Source organism: Thermobacillus composti KWC4 (assembly GCF_000227705.2).
Classification (GTDB): Bacteria; Bacillota; Bacilli; order Paenibacillales; family Paenibacillaceae; genus Thermobacillus; species Thermobacillus xylanilyticus.
Genome location: NC_019897.1, coordinates 4,021,256 through 4,043,586, shown reverse-complemented (window position 1 = coordinate 4,043,586; position 22,331 = coordinate 4,021,256). Strand labels below are relative to the sequence as shown.

The following is a 22,331-nucleotide window of genomic DNA, read 5'->3' as shown; positions in this document are numbered from 1 at the left end:
TGGGAGAGAGAGAAGCGATGCAACGCATCAAGTTCGGATGGAGTCGAAGCGCCAAGCGGCCGGCAATGCGGAGAATGGCGCGTACATTCATGGCCGGAGCAATCGGAGCCGCGATGCTGTTGCAGCCAGTCGCGGGCAACTTGACATGGACGGCATCGGCAGCGAGCAAGACATCGTCGGCGAGTGCGACAGCATCGCCCCAGCTGCTCCTGTTGGGAGAATCTCCCGTCACTTCCGGCGCCGTTCGGCGCACGTATGACTTCATCCCGGCGCAGGGCGAAGCGAACGGGAAGACGAGGGTGCATGTTATTGCGATCGATATGACCAACCCCTATGTGTCGCTGAATGCGATGACGGGGGGAAGCACGCTGCCCGGCAAAACGGCTGTCGGCACGATGGTGAAGGAGAGCGGCGCTGTCGCCGGGGTGAACGCGGATTATTTTGACATGTCGAGCAGTCAGGCGGTGCCGTTCGGTTTCCAGATTACGAGCGGGGAACTGCTCAAGTCGGCGCGCAAACTCGACGGCATGTACATGTTCGGCATTACGTCCAGCCGTCTGCCGGTCATTGACCAATTCACCATGCAAGGCAGCGTGGTCGCTGCGAACGGAGCCAAATTCGAGCTCAGCGGCGTGAACGAGGCGGCGTACTGGAAGCAGGACGGCAGCGCCAGCCATGCGAATGCCTTGTACATGTACACCAGCAGCTGGACGGCTGCGGAGCGGCCGGGCAATAGCGGCACGACGCCGACGGAAGCGCTCGTGCAGGACGGGATTGTCGTGCAGGTGTCCGACAAGGCGGCCCTGCCCGTTCAGCCGCCGGAGAACGGATATATTCTGCGCGGCCACGGCCAGGCGGCGCAGTTCATCCTGGACAATCTGCAGCCGGGAATGCCGGTGACGGCCACATATTTCATCAAATCGGAAACGTCGGGTATGACCTATTCCGCCAATGACTGGAGCATGATGATCGGCGGCCATACGATTCTGGTGGACGGCGGCGCTCCGGCTGCTTTCTCGCGGAGCGTCTCGAGCCTGAGTCCGAACGCCGACCGAGCCCGCACGGCCATCGGCTATTCGCAGGACAAGAAAACCGTCTATCTCGTGACGGTCGAGAAGAGCGGCTCCAGCGCCGGCGCGACCCTGTCGGAACTTCAGCAAATCCTGGTCATGCTCGGCGTATGGCGGGGCATCAATCTGGACGGCGGCGGCTCGACGACGATGATCGCCCGGCCGCTCGGGGAGTTCGAAACGCAGCTGGCGCACGCGACGGAAGACGGCGGATCCGGCACCTGGCAGCGGCCGGTCGTGAACGGCATCGGTGTATACACGAGCGCGCCGCAGGGCAAGCTGCTCGGCATCTCGATATCCGGCAAACAGGTGCTGTTCATCGGCGAGCAGGCGGAGTACGCCTTGAAAGCTTATGACGAATACTACAATCCGCTTGATCCGGCGGGAATGTCCGCGGCATGGAGCCTGGACAAGCCGGAGCTCGGCAAGCTGACGGGCAACGTCCTTCAGCCGGCCCGGGCGGGCACCGGCACGCTGACCGTCAAATCGGGCAGCATATCGGACAAGCTGGCGCTGGAAGTGATCGGCGAAAAGCAGATCGTCCGCATGACGATCGCCGCCTCGCAGACGGAGCTTGCGCCGGGCGCCTCGATCCGCGTACCGGTATCCGTGGAGCTCGCGGACGGCCGCAAGCTGTCCGTTCCCGCGGCAAGCGTGAAATGGGAATTCCGCGGCTTCGAGGGGACGGCGAAGGACGGAGTCATCAACATCCATGCGGTGAAAGAGGGCGTCAAAACCGGCTACGCCATCGCCCGTTATGACGGCTACTCGGCGCTGCTGACGCTGACCGCGGGCAGTTCGCAGCAGCTGTTCGAAGATTTCGAGAACGTCAAATTTGCGATCACGCCGTCTTCGGTGCCGTCGGAAGTGACGGCCGGAACCGGCTTCGTGTCCGGTTTGCCGGGACGTGAAACATCTACGGCGCTGCGGCTGCAGTACGATTTCTCGACGAGCGCGGAAGATCGGACGAAGGCGGCTTATGCAATGTTTAACGGGAAAGGCGTCACGCTGCCGGGACAGCCGACCCGCCTGTCGGTGGATGTGTACGGCGACGCCAGCGGCCACATGGTCCGCGCGATGATTACGGACGCGGCCGGCAAGGACCACCTTGTCGACCTGGCGAAATCGCTCAACTGGCACGGATGGAAAACGTTGACCGCGGATCTGACCGCCTATCCGCTCGTCTATCCGGTCAAGCTCAAGAGTCTGTATGTCGCTTCTCCCAAGGAGGGGCAGGCGGATCGGCCGGCGTACGGCGAGGTCTACTTTGACGATATTGTGTTGCATTATCCCGCCGCATCCGGAGAACAGAAGAGCAGCACTGTCGTGCTTGCGATCGGCTCCCGGCAGGCGAAGGTCGGCGGACAGCCGGTAACCCTGGATGTCGCGCCGTTCGCGAAAGACGGCGTCACCTACCTGCCGCTCCGCTTCGTGGCGGACCAGCTCGGCGGTTCGACGGATTGGGATGCGAAGACGAAGAAAGTGACGGTGCTGCGCGGAGACCGGTTGCTGGAGCTGCGGTTCGGTCAGGAGACGATCATCGTGAACGGTGAGCGGAAGAGCGCCCCAGCGCAGCCTTATGCCGAAAAGGGCAGAACGCTCGTTCCGATCCGGCTTGTGTCGGAACAGCTCGGACTTCGGGTGGACTGGAACAAGGAGAACAACACCGTGACGATCCAGTGACGAACCGCGACTCATTTTATGGTATATTTAGTATGGTAGGAACCCAATCGCGAGAGGGTGCGGAAAGTCATTGTGGACGTCCGGATAAACGACATCGACAGCATTATCAAAAATGCGATCTCGGTGATGGAACAGAGCAAATACCAGATTTTCGAGATCGCCGAATCGGCCCGCCAGGAGCTCCTGTCGCTCCGGCAGGAGCTTGAGCGGGTCAAGAAAGAAACGAGCGAGACGATCGACAAGGTAGACGAGTTGGAACGCGAATTCCGGCGCGCGCGCATGCGGCTGGTCGAGGTAAGCAAAGATTTCATCCGCTACAAGGAAGCCGACATCAAGAGCGCCTACGAGAAAGCGACCCGGATCCAGCTCGATCTGCTCATGTACCGGGAGAAAGAGTACTACCTGAAAGCGCGCCGGGACGAACTGCAGCAGCGGATCAAAACCGTCGAGGTGTCCGTGGAGCGGGCGGAGACGATCAGCTCGCAGATCAACGTCGTGCTGGAGTATTTGTCCGGCGATCTCAACCAGGTGACGCGTATCCTGGAATCGGCGAAGAACCGTCAGCTCATCGGACTCAAGATCATTTTGGCTCAGGAAGAAGAGCGAAAGCGGATGGCGCGCGAGATTCACGACGGCCCTGCCCAATCCCTGGCCAACTTAGTGCTTAGGACCGAAATTGCGGAAAGAATGCTGGTGAAGCAGGAATTTCAGCTGGTGCAGGAAGAATTAATGGAGTTGAAAAGTCAGGTTCGCTCAGGACTGGAAGAAATCCGCAAGATCATTTTCAATCTGAGGCCGATGGCTCTGGACGATCTGGGGCTGGTGCCGACGCTCCGGAAGTTTGTGCAGGATTTCGAAGAGAAAACGAAAATCCGCGCGGTGTTTGAAACATCAGGCCGCGAACTCCGGATGCCGTCCGCCATGGAAGCCGCCGTTTATCGTCTTGTCCAGGAAGCGTTCTCCAACGCGCTCAAGCATGCCTCTCCGACATACGTCAGTCTGGAGATGACGTTCTATCCGAAGCGGGTTTTGGTCGTCATCCAGGACAACGGCGTCGGGTTCGATGTCGAACAGACCATGGGCCGGTCGAAAACGAGTTCACACTACGGACTGATCGGTATGCACGAACGGGTGGAATTGCTCAATGGCAAGATAGATATCGAATCCGCCAGAGGACAAGGGACGAAAATCACGATTTCCATACCTGTAAGTACGGATTTGTGAAAGGAGCCGTGATCATCATGGACCTCAAGGCTACGGGCAGCCGCAAGATCAAGGTGCTGCTTGCGGACGATCATCAGCTGTTCCGCGAAGGCCTGAAACGCATTCTCAACATGGAAGAGGATCTGGAAGTAATCGGCGAGTGCAGCGACGGCATTCAGGTGCTGGAGTTCTGCAACCATACGAAGCCGGATATCGTGCTGATGGATATCAATATGCCCGTCGAGAACGGCGTCGTGGCCACCGAACGGCTGCGCGACCTGTTCCCGGATGTGAAAGTGATCATTCTGTCCATTCATGATGATGAAAGCTATGTCTTCGAGACGCTCCGCAAGGGCGCGTCCGGCTATCTGCTGAAAGATATGGAAGCCGAGTCGCTGGTGAATGCGATCCGCTCCGTCACGGAAGGCCATGCGTACATCCATCCGAAGGTGACGGGCAAGCTGATCAACCAGCTGCGGCGGATGACGTATCTGGACGAGATGGGCGTCGTGTCCGGAGCGGCCGCCAGCAAGGAGTCGGGCGTCAAGTTCGTTGCGGGCGAGAACAGCCCGCTCACGCGGCGCGAAGCGGAAGTGCTGCGGCTGATGGCCGAAGGCATGAGCAACAAAGCGATCGGCGAGCATCTGTTCATCAGCGAGAAGACGGTCAAGAACCATGTCAGCAGCATTCTGCAGAAGATGGAAGTCGACGACCGGACGCAGGCGGTCATCAATTCCATCAAATATGGATGGGTGACGCTGTAAACCGCGCGCAAGCGTACAGGCCCCCGACGGTTGCCGGAACGGGAAGCGGATCGATGAATCGCCATGATCCGTCACGGTTCGGCGCGGGGGCTTCTGTCATGCCTGCCATCACGAATGGGCATCCGCGTGCATATGCTGATGGCACGAAGGAGGCGGATGCTCATGTGGTGGATGCTGCTTGCGATCATCGGCTGCTACGCCTTCGCTGCGCTGGCGGTGCGGATGGCCGCCCGGCATTTGCCGGGATGGCGCGCCGGCATGCATGTGGTGCTGTTCGCGGGCAATCAGGGGGAGCGGGTCGAGTGGTACTTGCGCAGGCTTCGCCGGTGGTCGCTCCGCACCGGCCGGGATGTCCGCGTCACCCTCGTCGATTGCCGGTCAACCGACGACACCGCGGCCATTGCGGAACGGTTCGATCGCCGGGCGGGCGCGGTTGGTGCGGTAACCGTTGTCCGTCCGGATGAGATTTTCGGCATAGAGGGCGGCAATCCCGGGGATCCGGCCGTGCTGAAGGAGAAGTGGCTGCGCCGGCGACCGGCAATGTCTTCGCTTGCTTTCGCCGATCCCGAAAGCGGCATGGACAGCACGCTGCTGATCAATCTGAGCGATCCGGAGGATGTGGCGATGCTGCCGTAAATGTGATAGATATCTTGCTTTTTCAGGCATGGTTATCATATAATGTAAGAAAAATTTTGACTACGGACAGGAAGCACCTGTCTCGCGGGTTTGGCGCGGGACAGGTGTTTTTTTCTTGAAATTTTGTGGGATCAATGTTCCAGAATTGGTGATAATCGTCTAATATTGAACTTGTCGACAAAAGTTGAATGGAAGCGGGTTGATAACCAAAGGGTGTATGCTTGGTACTATGGGCGTGGGACTGCGGCTGCAGATGGATGAGGCTGCGAATGCGCTTTGTGTATGAATTTTAAACATGAAATCGGAATGTGGATAACTCAGGCCTGTGGATAACCCGCCATCGCACTACGGAATGCCTGTTTCAATGCGTTTTTGGAGCCGGGCTTTTAAGTCTTCTTACGTTCTGATGTGATCCTGCGTTTTTTTGCACAACCCAAAGAAGACCTGATTTTTACAGGTCGAAATGCCGTTATGGCCAGGGATGAATCGAACCGTTAGGCCGCATGTAGAGTCGGAATGAAGCTTATGGCCAATGCTCTGAGCTTTTGCTGCATCGCATCGACGATTCCAGCGAGCGTCGGATTCGGCGCAAGCCGGATATGCTGGTAGCGACCGGAGCCGACCACATTGCCGGGTACCCGGATCACCGCTCGGCGAATCGTTTGGACTTCGCACCGCTGCAAGGTTTCCGGCATCAGCGTCTGTTTGAACCAGACCATCACGTTGTAGGCAATGGCCTTGATCCAGCTGAACAGCAGGTTGCGGAGCATGGAATGTTGGCTGTTTTGTTCCACCGCATAACCTTCTTTCAATTCATCGATGCGATTCTCGATGTTGGCGCGCTTGTTGTACGAGCGAAGCAGCATGAGCGGCTTGAGATCGGTATTGGTGACAATGGCTTGGAAGGAATAGGTCGTGAGAGCCATCGTCAATTGGCCATCGGTTGTACGCTCGGTTTCGTGGGCTTCCCGGTAGATGACACAGCGCCTGGCTTTCTCCCAGTTGGTAAGGAGAATCGGGATGTCGGCAGCAGCCCAACGATCATCCTCGTCTGCGAACGTAATGTGCTCTTCCTTTTCGTTCAGCGTCTCCCAAAAGGCGGGATGCTGCTGCAGATAAGCGATGGCCTTCTTGACGGTCGCTTTCTTCGGGAGCTTGAAGATGTACTGCCAGCCGCGTTCTTCGGCGTACGCCATGACAGCTTCGTCGGCAAAACCGCAGTCGGCCCGGATGCCTTCGACGATCCATTCCGGCGGCAGCATCGCTTCGACTTCTTTAACGAACGAGAGCAAATCCTTCATGCCGTTCATGTTGCCGGGATTCAGTTGCAAGTGGATCAGCTCGCCGCTTCCGGCGATGAAAGCAACCCGGATCTTGTACGAGGGACGTCCGTGGTAACGCGGATTGTAGCCGTTTGTCGCGCCTTCCTGCTCCCCGAACAGCGTGATGACCGTGTCGTCGATGTCGATCCAGACCAGGCGCTTTTCGCCCGTCCGCGCCTTATGTGCCAGCAAATCCCGGTTTAACGCGACAAGCTGAATCAGATGGCTCCAGGTGAGTTTGCCCAGGAAATTGCGAAAGGTGCTTTCGTCAGGAAAACGCTCGATGCCGGTAACGATCTGGTAACCAGGGTCCGACTGCAGGGCATTCATATGTGAAAAACGTGTGTGGCCGAGCAGCGCGCAGTCCAGCAGGTGATCGACGAGCTTTTCGGCCGTGTAGACACAGTTGGCTTTTTGTTCCAGATGAACGTGACTCTCGATAAGGGTGTCCAGACCGATGAGTTCCTTGAACCTGGCAAGGAACTGGAAGTTCCCGGCTTCCGTGACGGTGTTGTTGTCGAATGTGACCGGTCTCAACTTCTTCATGATCTGCTTGATTCGGCGACGCTCCGCAAGAATTTCAATTCGGCGTTCGCGGCGTGATTTTCGTTCCGGCGCATGGTTGGTTGCTTGTGGTACCATGTTGCTAGGGACACTTCCTCTCGTTGGTTATTCGTGGTGGTTTAACCTTTGACAAGAGGCTTGCAGTGTCCTGTTTATTTTGCAAAAAAATTGGCAACTTTTTATGACGACGGATTGTAATATGAAGTGCGACAGAAAAAAATAAAGGAGCCCATGGATGGATTCGTGTAAAATGGAAGTCGCCAAACACCCATTCGTACAGGAGGATCCATTCATGAGCTACTCCCATCTTAGCATAATTGAGCGCGGACAAATAGAGGCTTTGCATCGACTCGGCTGGTCAACGAGGAAGATCGGCAAACAGCTTGGACGCCATCACTCCACGATCGCCCGTGAACTCTGTAGAGGGCAAGTCAATGCGTCCTATGAAGCCGCGCCCGCACAAGACGCCTATCAAGAGCGAAGAGCTGCTTGTGTGCCATCTGGCAAGTTCACATCCGAGCTGGCTGCGGAACTGCAAGAGAAGCTGGAGCAGACCTGGTCGCCCGAGCAGATCGCAGAGAGGCGGCGATGTGAAGGACAAGCATTCGTATGCTTCAAGACGATCTACCGCTGGCTATATGCTGGCAAGCTGACCGTCTCTGAGACTCAGGTGCTTCGCCACAAGGGCAAGCGACGCAAACCCGTGGAGACACGCGGACGCTTCCTCGTCGGCACCCCCATCCGTCAGCGCCCGAAAGAAGTACGCAAGCGTTCCACTTTCGGTCATTGGGAACTGGATACCATTGTGTCAAGCCGAGGGAAGAGCAAGGCTTGTGCCGCGACGTTCATCGAACGTAAAACCCGGCTCTATCTTGCGGTGAAAATGCCGGATCGCACAGCCCATTCCATGGAGATCGCATTTGGCGTAGCGGCAAGCCAGTATCCGAAAGGGACCTTCAAGACGGCAACAACCGATCGCGGCAAAGAATTTGCTTGTTATACCGCACTCGAAAATACGCATAACATCAAGGTCTACTTCGCAGATCCCTACTCATCATGGCAACGTGGTTCCAATGAGAACGCCAACGGCCTCCTGCGGGAGTTCTTTCCCAAAGGACATGATTTCGCCGCTGTGTCAGACGATGAACTTGCGAGGGCTATACACCTCATCAACAACCGCCCTCGAAAATGCCTGAACTGGAAATCTGCTTACGAAGCATTCATGGATGAGCTGTCGCATTTAGCTTGACAATCCGTCTGACGAAAATGCCTTGTCACAACGTGAATCTCTCAGATTTTGGCTAGGCTACATTCCGAATTCATGTTCAAGGCTTAACACTAATTTTCAAGGTGGTCGAGTAGACGTGAGCCTCACGGCTCACGCCCCTCACAGATCCGTACGTGCCCAATTAAGGCATACGGCTCCTCATATCATCCTTTACAGAGTTGCAATAATCATCCATAGATATTCACATAAATTTTGGGTTCAGGTAAAGGGTTACGTTTCAGAAAGAGATTGAATTTGTCATACGTGAAGCTTCTTTTTTGGCTTCTGCGATTTAGCCATTTAAACAACACTTTGGTAATCTGAAATTTGTATACGGACAGCATTCGGCTATTGTCGGTTATTCCATAATAGCGATAATGTCCGATCAGCTTTGCCCGTATTGTTTTCATTATCTCCTTCACGTCTTGATGGCGTTCTGTTTTCAGCCATTCTTTGAATGCTTTCACTTTTGCCTTAAACTTCTTTCCGCTTGTTTTCCTCTTTACTCTGAATTTGCCCTTGCTGCTTTTGCTGCAGTAGTGAGTAAACCCTAAGAAATCAAACGTCTTGGGCTTTCCCATTCCTTTTCGCTTCCGGTTTTCTGCGGCGAAGCGTCCAAATTCCAGGATTTTCGTTTTCTCTTCTGCAATTTGCAGGTCGAATTTGGCCAGACGCTTGATTAGTGCCGCATAGAATCGCTCTGCATCGTCCTTGTATCGAAAACAGCACACGTAATCATCGGCGTATCTGATCATATTCGCGTCGCCACGGCACGCTCTTTTTACTGCAATCTCGAACCATAAATCGAGAGCGTAATGCAGGTAGAGGTTTGCAAGTATCGGCGAAATCAGGGACCCTTGAGGAGTACCGGTTTCCGTCGGCTCCCACGTGCCCTGTTCCATCACCCCGGCTTTCAGAAAACGCCAGATTAGTCTTTGAATATTGGGGTCTGCTATTCTCACTCCAAGGAATTTCATGAGCCATTCGTGATTGACATTCGTGAAGAAGCTGCGGATGTCGGCGTCCACAATATAGCTGGTTTTTCCATACTCGATGATGCGATTCAGTGCTTTCAGCGCGTCATGACAGCTTCTTCCCGGTCGGAAACCGTAGGATAGGTCCAGAAAGTCCTGTTCGTAGATGGCCTGTAAAATCTTGTTCAGTCCCAGTTGCACGATTTTGTCCTCGTAAGAAGGGATGCCGAGCGGCCTCTTGCTCTTTTCATCCTTGGGTATGTATGTTCTTCTTACGGGTTGTGGCCGGTAACTTTTCCTTTTTAGCCGCTCTACCAAATCTCTAATGTTTGATTCCAGGTTTTCCTCGTACGCTGTTTTCGTGACCTGATCGATGCCTGTCGCCTTATTGCCATCCAGTTCTCGATGGCATTGTGTCAGCAGCTCCTCGTTCAAGAGGTGATACAGCGATGTGAATTGCTCTTTTGGATTTTCTTTTGCAATCTCTGCTATTCTCGCTAGTTTTGTTTGCACTTTTGGCCTACCCCTGTGTGTAGAAAATGTGTCCGTAGCAAGAGCGGTGATATGTCCCTGCCTTCCCTCTGCCGACATTACTCGGTTTCATCGGTACTACGCAGTGATCCGACTCCCTGTCCATCATTTGACATCCTCCCTTGTGATCGGTTGTTTGTCATACTTCCTTTCCGAAGAATGGGCAGGGCCTCCCAAGTTGCTGTGAAGTCATTGTATAGCATGCCTGGCTCTTCGACCCCGGGAGAGCTCATTCCTCCTTGCCATTGACGCAGAAATGAGTGTTGTCTTCCGTACTTTCGAAAACGTCGACCTCTCCGGTTTACTCTTTTCGAGGCTCCATCACTTTCAGGCCTACTACCTGACTGTCTACGCTTAGCGCCTGAAATTACTTCCAGTCGCTCAAGACTCGCTATTGGTGGCTTGGCTTTAGCCTTTCCAAGCAGGATTTCCACCTGCTAAACTTCACAACCTAGGCTTGGTCGCACCGAAAGTTGAGTACTTAAATTGCAAGAATAAATGCAACAGATCACGATAACCCATAATATGTAAGTTTAGACGACTGATTTCAACTCTTCTTGATAAGCTTCGCTTGGGGAGCGATACCCTAGTATTTTTCTGGGGAGCGTATTGCACCAGTTCTCCACATAGGCAATGAGTGTCTCATCGATGTCGTCAATGGTCTTGCCCTTGGGGATGAATCTACGGATCAATTCATTGTGGCGCTCGTTCGTCCCCCTCTCGCTTGAAGTGTGATGCTAGACTGAATAGTGGACACCGAGAATCGAGAATGCGACAATAAATGCAGCAAAATCGAGGTGTCCGAAGATGAGTCAAAAGTATGACAAAGACTTCAAAATCCAAACCGTGAGGATGATCCAGGAACAGGGAAAACCGGTGGCGCAAGTCGCTCGGGAACTGGGTGTATCCGACAATACCTTGTACCGTTGGATCAGCGAATTCAAACAGGATCCGGTCAACGCTTTTCGCGGCAGCGGCAATCTGAAAATGGAGGAAAAGACCTTCCTCGACATGCAGAAACGAATTCGCCAACTTGAGATGGAGAATGAGATTCTAAAAAAAAGCGACGCACATCTTCGCAAAAGACCGGAACTGATCTTTTCGTTTATTCACAAGCACCGCTCCAAGTATCCGGTGTCGGAGATGTGCAGGATTTTGAATGTATCCCGGAGCGGTTATTATCAATGGACCCGGCGCAAGGAAAGTGAACGAAAAAAAACGCCGCGAACGGTTAAAACAGCAGATTAGCCGCATCTTCCTGGAATCGCGCCGTCTGTATGGCAGTCCGAAGATCGCTCAAGTCTTGCGCCAGCAAGGGATGCGGGTGTCCGAGAAAACCGTCGCCCGCATCATGCAGGAGTTGGGGCTTAAGTCGCGCACCGTCCGAAAATACAAGGCGACGACGAACTCGAGGCACAACCTGCCAGTGCATGACAATGTGCTGAATCAGCAGTTCACAGCGCAAGCTCCCAACCGACATCACGTACGTTCCGACAGACGAAGGATGGCTCTATGTCGCGAGCATCATGGACTTGTACACGCGCAAAATCGTAGGCTGGCACGCTGATGAGCGGATGACCAAGGAACTGGTCTTGCAAGCTCTGGACCAGGCTTACAGCCGTCAGCGGCCCAAAGGTAAGGTTCTTCATCATTCCGATCGGGGTAGCCAATACGCTTCCCATGAGTACCAACAACGGCTCCTAAAATACGGGATGAAGGGCAGCATGAGCCGCAAGGGCAACTGTTACGACAACGCCTGCATCGAACCGTTCTACAGCGTACTCAAAAAGGAACTCGTTTATCTGGAAAAGTTCAAGACCCGCAAGGAAGCGCAAAGCAAGATTTTTGAATATATCGAGTTTTTCTACAATCGCAAACGAGTCCATTCGGCGATCGGGTATCTCACACCCATTCAATGCGAACAAATGTACGATTATGTTGCGTAATTTTCTCGATTCCATGTGTCCAATCAATTGACAGAGGTCCACTGTCGGATTTTGGCGTCATCTTCAACAATCAGGATCGTTTTGCCCTTCATTCCTCTAACCCCCCCTAAACACCTGGCTGTTTGTCCGAGAATAACAACCATTTGTTAAGATGCGTTAAAGAAAAAACCAATGAGATGAACTCATCGGTTTTCATATCATGGATTCGCAGCCCGATTGATGCATTTCATCAATCGGGCTTCCACGTCGGCAGCAATACCCATCAGAGCATCATCCTCCAGCATATTCATGAATGCGGTCGGTTTCGGCATGCCGATTTTGGTCTTCCCGTCACCTTCATAAACCACAATTTTACATGGAAGGAAGTGCCCGGCCAAAACATTTTCATTAATGACTCTGTTCGCTTCTGCAGGATTGCACACCTCCAAGACCACGTACTCGCGCTCGAAATCAAACCCTTTTTCCTTCAGTTTTTCGCGAAGATTAAACTGCCACAGCACGCCAAACTGTTCTTCCTTTAAAGATGTTTCCAAGGCGGCAATGGCATTCTGAACGCTCGCTGTTGTTTCTGCCGTATAATGAAACATCACCGTTCCCCCTGTCAGTGTATTCCAAATCCTAACGATAGTATGGTATCTTTTCCGGAAAATAACTCGTCTATTTCGCCAGAGGTCCGTTCCAGGCCATCATCCCACCGTTCAAGTGAGCCACATTACGGTATCCGTATCGGCTTAGGATCCTGCCGGCTTGTTTGCTGCGCATCCCATTGCGGCAGTACAAAAAGACGGGGCTGTCTTTCGGAATCTCGGAAAGTCTTGTTCGCAACTGACTTAACGGAATGTTGATCGCTCCCGGAATGTGTCCCTGTTTAAACTCATGAACTTCCCTGACGTCAATCATCCTTTGACCTTTCGATTCCTTTTTGAACTGCTCGGCATTCAGATTTCGCAAACCCTTCACCGGGGCAAACTGCTTGTAAACAAACCACGATACGAGTAAAACCATGATTGCGTAAAGGTAAGGTTCCAATGAACTCACCTACCTGCTTTTGATCAATAATTCGACAGCTTCCTGAACCAGTTTGCCGGTATCTTTGCCGGCCTCCTTCTCTTCCAGGATGCACTGTTCCAGATTGACTGCCACGATATAGGCAATGGCTTTGTCCACTGCACTTCGGACAGCCGAAAGCTGGCTCACCACATCCTTGCAGTTTTTCTCTTCCTCCATCATTTTCAGTACGCCGCGAACTTGTCCTTCCACGCGGCGCAGCCTTCTTTTGACGTCCTCATCATATTTCATCAGCATGGAATATCCCCCAATTACGAATACGTGTATAGGTATATTATAACCTAAATCCGGGGAACCGGCCTTAAATGAACAAGTTTACTTTCGCTTCTGCAGCATCCCCCAAATAGGTTGCAACACCGGCATAATCGATCCCGTCGATCAGTTCTTCTTTCTTTAGTCCAAGCAAATCCATGGTCATCGTGCACGCGACAAGCTTGACTCCCTGTTCCCGGGCAAGCTCAATCAACTGCGGCAGGCTGAGCGCGTTGTGCTTTTTCATGACATGTTTAATCAGTTTCGGACCGATTCCGGCAAAATTCATTTTGGAAAGTCCCAGTTTATTCGCTCCGCGCGGCATCAATTTGCCGAACATGTTCTCGAGAAACCCTTTCCTGACGGAAACAGGCTGATCTTTGCGAAGCGTATTCAACCCCCAAAAGGTGAAAAAGACCGTCACTTCGTGACCATATGCAGCCGCTCCATTCGCGATGATGAAGGCGGCGATCGCTTTGTCCAGATCGGCGCTGAACAGAATAATAGTGGTTTTTTCTTTTTGGCTCATACGATCATCCTTTCTTTTTGGTTTATACAGGTATGGGTATCGAATTCACAAATAAAAGGAGTCATACTTGGCGCATAACCTTGTTTTGAGCAAGTTAACTAGTGCCCCCTGAAAAAATATAATTTTGTAAACTCAATATGACTTCTACATCAATATGTTGGTTCTATCAAAAAAAACTTACACTACATGTCGTGTCATATGAATGATCAGTTTTTAGAAAACTGAATTTTTCAGGGGAAACTAACTAATGAAGACTTGAACTCAGGCCGGTGATTTCGAATTTGCAAACGTTGATGTTGGAAGGAGATGCGGTTAAGAACCGCATCTCCTAAAAAACTTATCCTTTCTTTACGATAAACTTAAATACACCGTTGTCTTCTTTTGCCTCGATCAATTCATGGTTGGTCTGTCTTACCCATGCTTGAAAGTCGTTCATGGAACCTTTGTCGGTTGTGTGCAATTCCATAATTTGACCAGATTGAAGCGAATCGATGGCTTTCTTTGCTCTGACGATCGGCATCGGGCAAGCCAAACCTTTTGCGTCGACAAAAATGTCCGTCATGCTTGAAACCTCCTCTTCGTTTTTCCGTGATGTTTTATCCGTGATGGTGCACCGCGCAGCGGTTCGGTCCGATCTCGAGTTCAATGGCTTTTTCCGCATCTACCTGAAGTTCTCCCCGGTTGATGGCCACAATTTCCTCGAAATTCGGCGGTTTCTCCATGGAAACCGCGCCGGCCACTTGTTCTGTAAACGATTCTTTATCGGCGTTGCGCATAATTTCGTTATTCCCGCGAATCTCTCCGAGTGTGGCCCCGACAATCCCGTTATCGTTGATTTCCTGAATGTCGGCATAGTGAGCTGGAAGAACGAGACAATCATCCGGAAGATTGCTCAGCTTGTTGAATACGGTATCGTACAGATCCATAGCCCATTCTTTTGCTTTTCCTCCTAGATCAGGTCTTCCCAAACCGCCGACAAAGATGGTATCGCCGGACATCAGGAACCGGTTGTTAATCAGGAAGGAAGTTGATCCGGGAGTATGGCCTGGAGTAGGAATCGCCAAGACCTCCACGTCAATTTCTCCGACTCTGATACGGTTATGCCGATCAAGCGGCTCGAACTTCAGATTCGTATCCTTTACCTCCCCGGAAGAGATGTAGTAGGTCGCGCCGGTTTGTTCGGCAAGCTGCAAACCTCCCGAAATATGATCGGCATGAAGATGAGAATCCACGACATGTTCAATCTTGAAATGATGCTGCTTTGCCAGGTCAAGGTAGACATCGACCTTTTGATTCGGATCGATGATCATGCCTTTCCCTTCCGAAATGACCGCATAGGAAAGGCAGCCTTTAGCCAAACGGTTGATTTGAATGATTTTCAATTTTTCGTCCCTATATACGGTGGCGGGATAGTAAAACTGGCTCCAGGCAAGCATTCCGCCTTTTAATGACCAGGTTTTATACCCTTTTTCCATCAACATTTCCGCTACATAATCGGAAGCGCCGCCTTTCGCGCAAACAACGACAATTTCCGTATCCTTCGGCAGTCCCGCGTACACCTGCTCATCCTCTTCCAGAAAGTTAAAGTACGGAATGTTCATGGATCTCACTTTTTTGCCTTCAATTTTCCAGTCATTGTAATCTGTCTCGTTCCTTACGTCGAGAATCAAGATGTCTTCACCGCAATTCATTTTGCGGTGAAGCTCTTCCGCCGTAATCGAGAGAACTTTTTCCATCTTTATTCTCCTTTCCTGTTAAAAGTTCAGCGTCACCTGCGCGTCGAAGGCAAAATCCAAAAATGCCGCCGCGCCGCCAAGTTCAACTCCATCGATAAAGTGATCTTTTTCCAGTCCCATCACGTCCACCGTCATTTGGCATACGATCATGCGTACTCCGGATTCTTTCGCCATGTCCAGAAGCTGCGGAACGGTGGGAACGTGGACCTTCTTGAAGCCTTCCGCCAGCCCTTCGTTGCCCGGTTTGAGCTTCAACATTTGTTCCGCATCCTTACGAATGATGGACAGCCCTTCAAAGGTGAAAAAAATCGCCACTTCCGCGTCCAGCGCCGCAGCCGACGTCGCAATGTTCAATGCTTTATATGCGGTCTCCAGACCCGGAGAAGACGCGATAATCGCCACTTTTTTGTTTGCCATGTTTCGATCTCCTTTCTTTGATGTTTTTCATTCGTCGCTTTCTGTGGCTCCCTGCCACTGGGACATGCCCGGCACCACATTCTTCACTTTGGCAAATCCGCGCTCGGCAAGAATTTGGCAGGCCATATCGCTGCGGTTTCCCGTACGGCAAATCACTGCGTACGCTTTGCCCGGATCCAACTGACTTATTTTTTCCTCCAGTTGTCCCAAAGGTGCGGATATGGCGCCGGGAATGTGCCCGAAGACATATTCCGCAGGTTCGCGAACATCCAATACGATGATGCTTTCGCCGGAAGCCATTTTTTGGTTTAATTCCTCGTTGCTCATGGTGTGAGGGAATTTGACTTCCGCTTTTGTTTCGTTGTTTGAGGCTTTTCTCAAGAAATGGCGGAAAACCCCGTTCTCTTCGATAAGACCGATGTATTGATGGCCGGTCCGTTTGGCCCAGCTCTGCAAATCCGCGACAGATCCCTTATCGGTGGCCCGCACTTCGAGGACTTCCCCCGGCTTCATTTCTTCCATGGCTTTCTTGGTTTTTACCACCGGCATCGGACATGACAATCTTTCACATTCAAGGACACGATCCGTTTGGATTTCTCTGCTCACAACATTACCCCCCAGTATAGCATGGTGATTTTCCATATTCGATCTTCCCGGTCCATTCGATCATGCCGCCTTGCATATTGACGACCTTATAACCCATGGATGCCAGATATTCGCATGCCAGGGCGCTGCGGTTCCCGCTTCGGCAGATCACAATCGTTTCTTTACCAAGGTCCAGTTCCTTGTGTCTTTCCCCAAGTGAACCTAAGGGAATATGCTTTGCGCCGGGAATATGTCCCGATTCCCATTCGTCGTGCTCCCGCACATCCAACAGATTTAACTTTTCCCCACGTTCCAGCCGTCTTTGTACTTCCCGGGGGAGAATGTTTTTCGTATATGTTCCGGACACCTTCATCCACTCCTTGTTTACATCAAGATATCCACCCAAATCTTAATGACCGTTGCCGTGATGAGCGCGGCGAGAATCCATTGCAGCACCTTCACTTTCATTTTCTTTCCAAGCTTGGCGCCGAGCGGAGAAGCTACAATGCTCGCCACAACCATCACCAGGGACGGAATCAGAAGCATGTGGCCGCCCATCACTTTCCCGACCGTGGTACCGATCGAGGAAATGAACGTGATCGCCAATGATGAGGCAATGGCCACACGGGTTGGAATCTTCAGTACGACCAGCATGATCGGGACCGTGATGAAAGCGCCGGCCGCACCGACAATCCCCGAAAGGAGACCCACCGTCGCCGCGGCAATTATCGCGACTGTTGTGTTGAAGCTAACGTCGGAATAGTCGGTTCTGTCCGTTTCTTTTTTTGGCATAAACATCATGACCGCCGCAACGAGCGCCATAACGGCATACGTCAGGTTAATCGCGGAATCGGGCAGAAATTTCGAGCCGTAGCCGCCGATAAAACTTCCCGCAATAATAGGAATCCCCATGGCGAGGACGAGCTTCTTATTGATAAACCCGCCTTTGCGGTAAGCAAACATTCCGGCCAGCGTAGCAAAGAACACCTGGACCGCACTCACTGCGGAAACCTCTTGCGCGGTAAACGTCGCGAAACCAAGCAGCGGGGGAATATACAGCAGCATCGGATATTTAATGATGGAACCGCCGATCCCGACCATTCCGGAGATCATGGAACCGACAAAACCGATCGCGAATAATGTGATGACCCAACCGAGATCCAGTTCCATAAGACACCCCTTTCGTTTGTATGATTCCGATTTTGTTGTTTTCAATATACCTATAGGGGTATTTTTGAATTTAAAAAAATTAATTTGCGTATTGCATGATCGATGCTTTCAGCTTATTCAGCGGCTGGATACCGACAAAGGTTGCGGCTTCTTTCCCGTTGACAAAAAGTTTCAATGTCGGGATGCCTTGAATATGGTGTTTGATGGCGGAAACCGGATTTTCATCCACATTCACTTTTACGATGACGGCCTCTTTGTCCGCTTCTGCAGCCAATTGATCCAAAACCGGAGCCATCATGCGGCAAGGTCCGCACCACGGAGCCCAAAAATCAACCAGAACGACTTTGTTGTTCCTGATGATTTGATCCAAAGTATTGTCTGTTGCTTTTATTGTTGCCATAAAATTGTCCCTCCTTGTGATTTTCATATACCTATACCCCTATAGGTATAATAAATCGTTCTTGCCTTTTTGTCAATGCCAAATTGACGAAAGGACCGCCCCAAAGGCAGTCCTTTTGTTCCTTCTTTCGTTGTTACTTCCCAACGATTCTCTCCGTTTTGTAACCGCTAAACTAGAATTAACGGATTCCGCTAAATAAGATTGAACAAGACCTTCCATACCCTTCCTATTAAGGTATCATAGAACTGGTAATTCTAACACCAGGAGGAAGCGGTAGTGAGGAAAGAAAAAAGGTGGCCTATGTACTTCGCAATTCAGGAACAGAAAAGGCTAGGTTTGAGAAAGTCGCAAGTAGCAAGAAACCTAGACATATCTAGGAATACGGTGATCAAGTTCTGGGATCTAACAGTTGACGAGTACAAAGAGTTTTTGGAGAGACTCGAGACGAGGTCTAGGAAGTTGGAAGCGTTCGAGGCAGAGATCGTCAGCTGGTTGCGCAAATATCCGGATCTATCCGCGGCTCAAGTGATGGATTGGCTCAAAGAACGTTATGGAGGGTTAGAGGTTGCAGAAAGTACGGTTCGAAATTATGTGCGAGGCTTGAGAATGGAATATGGAATCTCTAAAGCTAAGAGAATGAGGCAGTACGAAGCCGTGGAGGAACTCCCGATGGGCAAGCAGATGCAGGTAGACTTCGGGGAAGTAACGCTCAGACATCAAGAAGGTCATTTGGTTAAACTCTGGTTTATCACCTTTGTCCTCTCGCATTCTAGGTACAAATACGCATTATGGCAGGACAGGCCGTTCATAACGGCAGATGTCGTAGATGCTCACGAACAGGCTTTTGAGTTCTATGGTGGTATGCCAGAAGAAATCGTCTACGATCAGGATCACTTGTTGCTGACCAGCGAGAACCACGGGGATCTCATTCTAACACATGCGTTTGGCAAGTATGTAGAAGAGCGCTCCTTCCGGATTCATATGTGCCGTAAGGGAGATCCCGAAAGTAAGGGTAAAATTGAGAATGTGGTGAAATACATCAAGCGGAATTTTGCCCGACACCGCTCCTTCACGAATGTGGACAAGCTTAACGAGCAGTGTCTTGCCTGGTTAAGCCGAACGGGGAATGCCACGATGCACCACACCATTAAAAAAATACCGGCCGAAGTGTACGCTCTCGAAAAAGCGTATCTCCGCCCGGTCCACAAAAAAATACAAATAAACAGTAATCCAAGTATAACAAGGGCGGTGCGGAAGGACAACACCATCTTGTACGAATCTAACCGGTACACCGTCCCACTTGGTACGTATGACCCCTGCAAAGAAGTCGGTGTGAGGGTCACAGAGGACAAACAGCTCATCATCTATGAGATAGACTCGGGAACTATTCTGGCAGAACATGCGCTGTGCCTCCATGGCAAGGGCAAACTCATCCGAAACAATAACCACGGACGAGACCGATCAAAGGGCGTTCAGGCCTACGTCGATCATGTCGCGGAACAATTTACGGATGCGGGCGAGGCTCGGCGTTATCTTGAGGAAATTCACAGGCAGATGCCTCGATACATAAGGGATCAATTACAGGCTATCGAGAAAAGCATAACGGAAGCTAGTGCCAAGACGGCTGACGACGCTCTAGCCTACTGCTTAAAGCACGGGCTGTATCGGGCTGCGGACTTTACCAATGCAGTAAGGTACTACGTGGAACAGGAACAACAGCAGCCTGCCAATAAGCCGAATCAAAGCGAGGTAAAGTTGCTTAGCGATGTGGATCCTACGAAACTAAAAGCCAAACCCGAGATACGGGGATTTGGAACATACGAGCAGATCTTAAGAGGTGGATAAAAGATGACAACGTCCGCGGGCGAGTTGAAGCAATGGATGAGCACGCTCAATCTGACCGAGGCAGCAAGTATCTTAGAGGAGAGTCTCTTGGATGCCCAGTCCAAGGATTGGAGCTACGGGCAATTCCTGAACCATATCCTCAAGTATGAGCTGCAGCGGCGGGAAGAAAAGCAACGAATTAAACGTATGAAATGGGCCTCGTTCCCTTTCGTAAAAACACTGGATGAGTTTCGATTGGAAGAACAGCAATCTCTTAGCAAACGCCACATGGAGCAATTGCGGGAGATGCTATGGCTTGAGCATACGTACAATCTAATTCTATTGGGCCCGCCTGGAGTCGGCAAAACGCATTTGTCCATAGGGCTGGGAATCGAGGCACTGGAGCGAGGCCATAAAGTCAGTTTTGTTGCAATGGATACTTTGGTACATCTTCTTAAGACACAAGAGATTGCGAGGACATCACAGATCCGAATGAAGCGCATTCTGTCATCTGATCTAGTGATCATCGATGATCTCATGTTCTTGGCCATGGAGAAAAGCGAATCGAATTTATTCTTTCAGTTTATTAACAAGCTCTATGGCCAATCATCGATCATATTGACCTCGAATAAAGGGCCGGAGGACTGGGGGGAGCTTCTCGGCGATCCGGCCATCACAACCGCGATTCTCGACCGAATATTGCATAAGAGTGAGGTGATTAAATTAAGCGGTGACAGCTTTCGCATCAAGCATCGAGAAACCATATTTGGTAATGTCTAGGTGTTGAAAGTTATTTAGCGGAATCTGCTCAAAAGTACTTGACGGTTACACCGTTTCTTAACTTGAGCGTTTTGCAGTAATCTGAGGCCTTGGGCCGTAAGGATTTTCAGACATAAAAAAGGGACTTCACCCCAACTTGGAGAAGTTTTCAAGTGACTAAACCCAAAAACCTCAAGGATGGAGGAAGTCACTTTGTATATTCTCCAAGAATGTCTGTTTTCCTTCGAAGAACTTTTAAAAATTCAACCCAAAGAGAGATTGCCGATCTTCTTCAGCTCTCTCGATCTGAGACCGTATGCCAAGGAACTGAGAAGCCGTTCACCCCGAGGCGCTGAGGGATACTGCAGACAAGGTATTCTACGAGCACTCTTGGCTGCGCCGCTTGAAGGAATAAGTACCTTTTCAGGGTTGCATAAGCGTTTGGATACGGATCTCCGGTTTCGTTATCAGTGTGGTCTTCCGCTGGATCGAGAAGCTCCTTCCATATCCACATTAAGCCGAGTTTTCTCAGAACTGACGAGAAAGGACTTGGCAAAACGGCTTTTTGAGGATTTGGTCACACGCTGTCAGCAGGAAGGTATCATAGAAGGCAGTAACGTCGCCATAGACAGCGCCGCTCTCCGCGCTTACGAGAAAAAGCAGCCCAAACGCAAAAGCGAGCAAACGGGTAATGCGAACTGGGGCGCAAAAATTGATTCCTTCGGCAATAAAATCACATGGTTTGGTTACAAAATTCATCTGGCGGTCGATACGAAAAGTGAATTGCCGATCGCCTTGGAAGTAACGCCGGCGCATGTCAATGATGGAGAAATGGCGCCGGACCTGATCGAGAAAACAGCGTCCAGGACGAGCACACGATTTTTCATACTCGATGCGGGCTACGACCAAATGAAAGTTTATGAGGCCGCCCGCAACGTCAAGGCACAAGCCATCATTCCCCTTAATCTGCGGGGGGAGAAGGAACCGCCTGCTGGCATGACCTCGAACGGAACACCGTGCTGTTCCATGGGTTATGCGATGACATACGGGGAGTTGACGGCGATATGCATAAATTTCGCTGCCCGCATGCCACGGGTAAAGTCGACTGTCCGCTTGGCATGGCTGCCTGCTCGTCTTCAAACTATGGAATGGTCGTCAAAGTAAATGCGAAGGATGATCTCCGGCGATACAGCATCCCTCATCGGGATACAAAGCGTTGGAAGGAACTTTACAATGAACGAACCAGCGTAGCTGCAACTCCCGATTGAAAACCTATTTGACGGCAGACGCCGCACATGTCCGGGGCATTCAGAAAGTCACAACTCACCAGTATTTGAATGCCATTGTTCTGCTTGCATCTGCGCTCGCCGTTTCTCATCATTCAAAACGGGCTGCCGCTTAGAAAACGAGCTGTTCTAAAATTCTGCAAGTCTGCCCTTTTCTTCATCCATATAATACCATTTTCGAAAATTACCCCTTAACGACAGTGAATATGCTATCGCTTCTTCTCTGAAACGGAATTATGCAAAACACTCAATGTAAACAATTTTGGCTCTATACCAAACATAGTGCTTGACAACATGTAGAGCCAAAATTGAAAAACATCTGTACATTCCATAAGATGGTTGTGC

General features: G+C 51.3%; 20 protein-coding genes and 3 pseudogenes. 9 read left to right on the top strand and 14 right to left on the bottom strand.

Annotated features, from left to right (window positions below):
- Positions 1-113 precede the first annotated feature (113 nt).
- The 4 genes from THECO_RS18570 (at position 114) to THECO_RS18555 (ending at position 5,356) form a co-directional block, all read left to right on the top strand.
- Positions 114-2,753 carry a stalk domain-containing protein gene (locus tag THECO_RS18570; protein WP_015256546.1) on the top strand — a complete coding sequence of 880 codons (2,640 nt, stop codon included), beginning with the start codon at positions 114-116 and terminating at the stop codon, positions 2,751-2,753.
- Positions 2,754-2,825: 72 nt separating this feature from the next.
- Positions 2,826-3,977 (top strand): sensor histidine kinase, encoded by a 1,152-nt coding sequence (locus THECO_RS18565; protein ID WP_015256545.1) that lies wholly within the window; start codon positions 2,826-2,828, stop codon positions 3,975-3,977.
- A gap of 17 nt (positions 3,978-3,994) precedes the next feature.
- Positions 3,995-4,720 (top strand): response regulator, encoded by a 726-nt coding sequence (locus THECO_RS18560; protein ID WP_015256544.1) that lies wholly within the window; start codon positions 3,995-3,997, stop codon positions 4,718-4,720.
- A 162-nt stretch (positions 4,721-4,882) separates the two neighbouring features.
- Positions 4,883-5,356 carry a hypothetical protein gene (locus THECO_RS18555; RefSeq protein WP_015256543.1) on the top strand — a complete coding sequence of 158 codons (474 nt, stop codon included), beginning with the start codon at positions 4,883-4,885 and terminating at the stop codon, positions 5,354-5,356.
- Between the two features lie 494 nt (positions 5,357-5,850).
- Here the strand turns inward: THECO_RS18555 and THECO_RS18550 are convergent, their stop codons facing one another.
- Positions 5,851-7,320 carry an IS1380-like element ISPaen1 family transposase gene (locus THECO_RS18550; RefSeq protein ID WP_015253160.1) on the bottom strand — a complete coding sequence of 490 codons (1,470 nt, stop codon included), beginning with the start codon at positions 7,318-7,320 and terminating at the stop codon, positions 5,851-5,853.
- Positions 7,321-7,534: 214 nt separating this feature from the next.
- Between THECO_RS18550 and THECO_RS18545 the strand changes: the two genes are divergently transcribed.
- On the top strand, positions 7,535-8,491 hold the full coding sequence (locus tag THECO_RS18545) for an IS30 family transposase (RefSeq protein ID WP_041854416.1): 957 nt from the start codon (positions 7,535-7,537) through the stop codon (positions 8,489-8,491).
- A gap of 206 nt (positions 8,492-8,697) precedes the next feature.
- On the opposite strand, the gene ltrA is transcribed toward THECO_RS18545, so the two are convergent.
- Together ltrA and THECO_RS22820 are read right to left on the bottom strand one after the other, a co-directional pair.
- Positions 8,698-9,996 (bottom strand): group II intron reverse transcriptase/maturase, encoded by a 1,299-nt coding sequence (gene ltrA, locus THECO_RS18540; RefSeq protein ID WP_015255396.1) that lies wholly within the window; start codon positions 9,994-9,996, stop codon positions 8,698-8,700.
- Positions 9,997-10,547: 551 nt separating this feature from the next.
- Positions 10,548-10,748: pseudogene (locus THECO_RS22820) on the bottom strand (IS30 family transposase); the annotation flags it as partial.
- A gap of 73 nt (positions 10,749-10,821) precedes the next feature.
- Between THECO_RS22820 and THECO_RS18530 the strand changes: the two are divergent.
- Positions 10,822-11,960, top strand: a pseudogene (locus tag THECO_RS18530) (IS3 family transposase).
- Between the two features lie 197 nt (positions 11,961-12,157).
- On the opposite strand, the gene THECO_RS18525 reads toward THECO_RS18530, so the two are convergent.
- The 11 genes from THECO_RS18525 to trxA form a co-directional block, all read right to left on the bottom strand.
- Positions 12,158-12,547: a DUF302 domain-containing protein gene (locus tag THECO_RS18525; RefSeq protein ID WP_015256542.1), complete on the bottom strand. Its 390-nt coding sequence runs from the start codon at positions 12,545-12,547 to the stop codon at positions 12,158-12,160.
- A 70-nt stretch (positions 12,548-12,617) separates the two neighbouring features.
- Complete coding sequence (locus tag THECO_RS18520; protein WP_015256541.1) at positions 12,618-12,989, bottom strand: rhodanese-like domain-containing protein; 372 nt, start codon at positions 12,987-12,989, stop codon at positions 12,618-12,620.
- A 9-nt stretch (positions 12,990-12,998) separates the two neighbouring features.
- Positions 12,999-13,265 (bottom strand): metal-sensitive transcriptional regulator, encoded by a 267-nt coding sequence (locus THECO_RS18515; protein ID WP_015256540.1) that lies wholly within the window; start codon positions 13,263-13,265, stop codon positions 12,999-13,001.
- Positions 13,266-13,329: 64 nt separating this feature from the next.
- Positions 13,330-13,809 (bottom strand): DsrE/DsrF/DrsH-like family protein, encoded by a 480-nt coding sequence (locus THECO_RS18510; RefSeq protein ID WP_015256539.1) that lies wholly within the window; start codon positions 13,807-13,809, stop codon positions 13,330-13,332.
- A gap of 337 nt (positions 13,810-14,146) precedes the next feature.
- Positions 14,147-14,371: a sulfurtransferase TusA family protein gene (locus THECO_RS18505; RefSeq protein WP_015256538.1), complete on the bottom strand. Its 225-nt coding sequence runs from the start codon at positions 14,369-14,371 to the stop codon at positions 14,147-14,149.
- A 34-nt stretch (positions 14,372-14,405) separates the two neighbouring features.
- On the bottom strand, positions 14,406-15,545 hold the full coding sequence (locus THECO_RS18500) for an MBL fold metallo-hydrolase (RefSeq protein WP_015256537.1): 1,140 nt from the start codon (positions 15,543-15,545) through the stop codon (positions 14,406-14,408).
- Between the two features lie 18 nt (positions 15,546-15,563).
- On the bottom strand, positions 15,564-15,962 hold the full coding sequence (locus THECO_RS18495) for a DsrE/DsrF/DrsH-like family protein (protein ID WP_015256536.1): 399 nt from the start codon (positions 15,960-15,962) through the stop codon (positions 15,564-15,566).
- Between the two features lie 27 nt (positions 15,963-15,989).
- Positions 15,990-16,604, bottom strand: coding sequence for a sulfurtransferase TusA family protein (locus THECO_RS18490; protein ID WP_052835941.1), 615 nt, complete (start codon positions 16,602-16,604; stop codon positions 15,990-15,992).
- A complete protein-coding gene (locus tag THECO_RS18485; protein WP_041853989.1) occupies positions 16,573-16,920 on the bottom strand; it encodes a rhodanese-like domain-containing protein in 348 nt (115 codons plus the stop codon). Before THECO_RS18485 ends, THECO_RS18490 begins: the two co-directional genes overlap by 32 nt.
- A gap of 11 nt (positions 16,921-16,931) precedes the next feature.
- Entirely contained in the window at positions 16,932-17,717 is a 786-nt protein-coding gene (locus THECO_RS18480) for a sulfite exporter TauE/SafE family protein (RefSeq protein ID WP_015256533.1), read from the bottom strand.
- 79 nt (positions 17,718-17,796) lie between these two features.
- The gene (gene trxA / locus THECO_RS18475; protein WP_015256532.1) at positions 17,797-18,117 is read right to left on the bottom strand and encodes a thioredoxin; all 321 of its coding nucleotides are present in this window, start codon (positions 18,115-18,117) and stop codon (positions 17,797-17,799) included.
- Between the two features lie 276 nt (positions 18,118-18,393).
- On the opposite strand from trxA, the gene istA reads away from it, so the two are divergent.
- The 3 genes and pseudogenes from istA to THECO_RS18460 all read left to right on the top strand — a co-directional run bounded on the left by istA (position 18,394) and on the right by THECO_RS18460 (position 22,102).
- Positions 18,394-19,962: an IS21 family transposase gene (istA, locus tag THECO_RS18470; RefSeq protein WP_015256531.1), complete on the top strand. Its 1,569-nt coding sequence runs from the start codon at positions 18,394-18,396 to the stop codon at positions 19,960-19,962.
- A gap of 3 nt (positions 19,963-19,965) precedes the next feature.
- Entirely contained in the window at positions 19,966-20,721 is a 756-nt protein-coding gene (istB, locus tag THECO_RS18465) for an IS21-like element helper ATPase IstB (protein WP_015256530.1), read from the top strand.
- 192 nt (positions 20,722-20,913) lie between these two features.
- Positions 20,914-22,102 (top strand): annotated as a pseudogene (locus tag THECO_RS18460) (transposase).
- Positions 22,103-22,331: the final 229 nt, after the last annotated feature.

What these genes read in the sequence shown, in the direction of transcription:
- THECO_RS18570 (WP_015256546.1), top strand. Translation starts at nt 114, where the DNA reads ATGCTGTTGCAGCCAGTCGCGGGCAACTTGACATGGACGGCATCGGCA.
- THECO_RS18560 (WP_015256544.1), top strand. Translation starts at nt 3,995, where the DNA reads ATGGACCTCAAGGCTACGGGCAGCCGCAAGATCAAGGTGCTGCTTGCG.
- THECO_RS18555 (WP_015256543.1), top strand. Translation starts at nt 4,883, where the DNA reads ATGTGGTGGATGCTGCTTGCGATCATCGGCTGCTACGCCTTCGCTGCG.
- THECO_RS18550 (WP_015253160.1), bottom strand. Translation starts at nt 7,320, where the DNA reads ATGGTACCACAAGCAACCAACCATGCGCCGGAACGAAAATCACGCCGC.
- THECO_RS18545 (WP_041854416.1), top strand. Translation starts at nt 7,535, where the DNA reads ATGAGCTACTCCCATCTTAGCATAATTGAGCGCGGACAAATAGAGGCT.
- THECO_RS18525 (WP_015256542.1), bottom strand. Translation starts at nt 12,547, where the DNA reads ATGTTTCATTATACGGCAGAAACAACAGCGAGCGTTCAGAATGCCATT.
- THECO_RS18515 (WP_015256540.1), bottom strand. Translation starts at nt 13,265, where the DNA reads ATGCTGATGAAATATGATGAGGACGTCAAAAGAAGGCTGCGCCGCGTG.
- THECO_RS18510 (WP_015256539.1), bottom strand. Translation starts at nt 13,809, where the DNA reads ATGAGCCAAAAAGAAAAAACCACTATTATTCTGTTCAGCGCCGATCTG.
- THECO_RS18505 (WP_015256538.1), bottom strand. Translation starts at nt 14,371, where the DNA reads ATGACGGACATTTTTGTCGACGCAAAAGGTTTGGCTTGCCCGATGCCG.
- THECO_RS18500 (WP_015256537.1), bottom strand. Translation starts at nt 15,545, where the DNA reads ATGGAAAAAGTTCTCTCGATTACGGCGGAAGAGCTTCACCGCAAAATG.
- THECO_RS18495 (WP_015256536.1), bottom strand. Translation starts at nt 15,962, where the DNA reads ATGGCAAACAAAAAAGTGGCGATTATCGCGTCTTCTCCGGGTCTGGAG.
- THECO_RS18490 (WP_052835941.1), bottom strand. Translation starts at nt 16,604, where the DNA reads ATGGAAAATCACCATGCTATACTGGGGGGTAATGTTGTGAGCAGAGAA.
- THECO_RS18485 (WP_041853989.1), bottom strand. Translation starts at nt 16,920, where the DNA reads ATGAAGGTGTCCGGAACATATACGAAAAACATTCTCCCCCGGGAAGTA.
- THECO_RS18480 (WP_015256533.1), bottom strand. Translation starts at nt 17,717, where the DNA reads ATGGAACTGGATCTCGGTTGGGTCATCACATTATTCGCGATCGGTTTT.
- trxA (WP_015256532.1), bottom strand. Translation starts at nt 18,117, where the DNA reads ATGGCAACAATAAAAGCAACAGACAATACTTTGGATCAAATCATCAGG.
- istB (WP_015256530.1), top strand. Translation starts at nt 19,966, where the DNA reads ATGACAACGTCCGCGGGCGAGTTGAAGCAATGGATGAGCACGCTCAAT.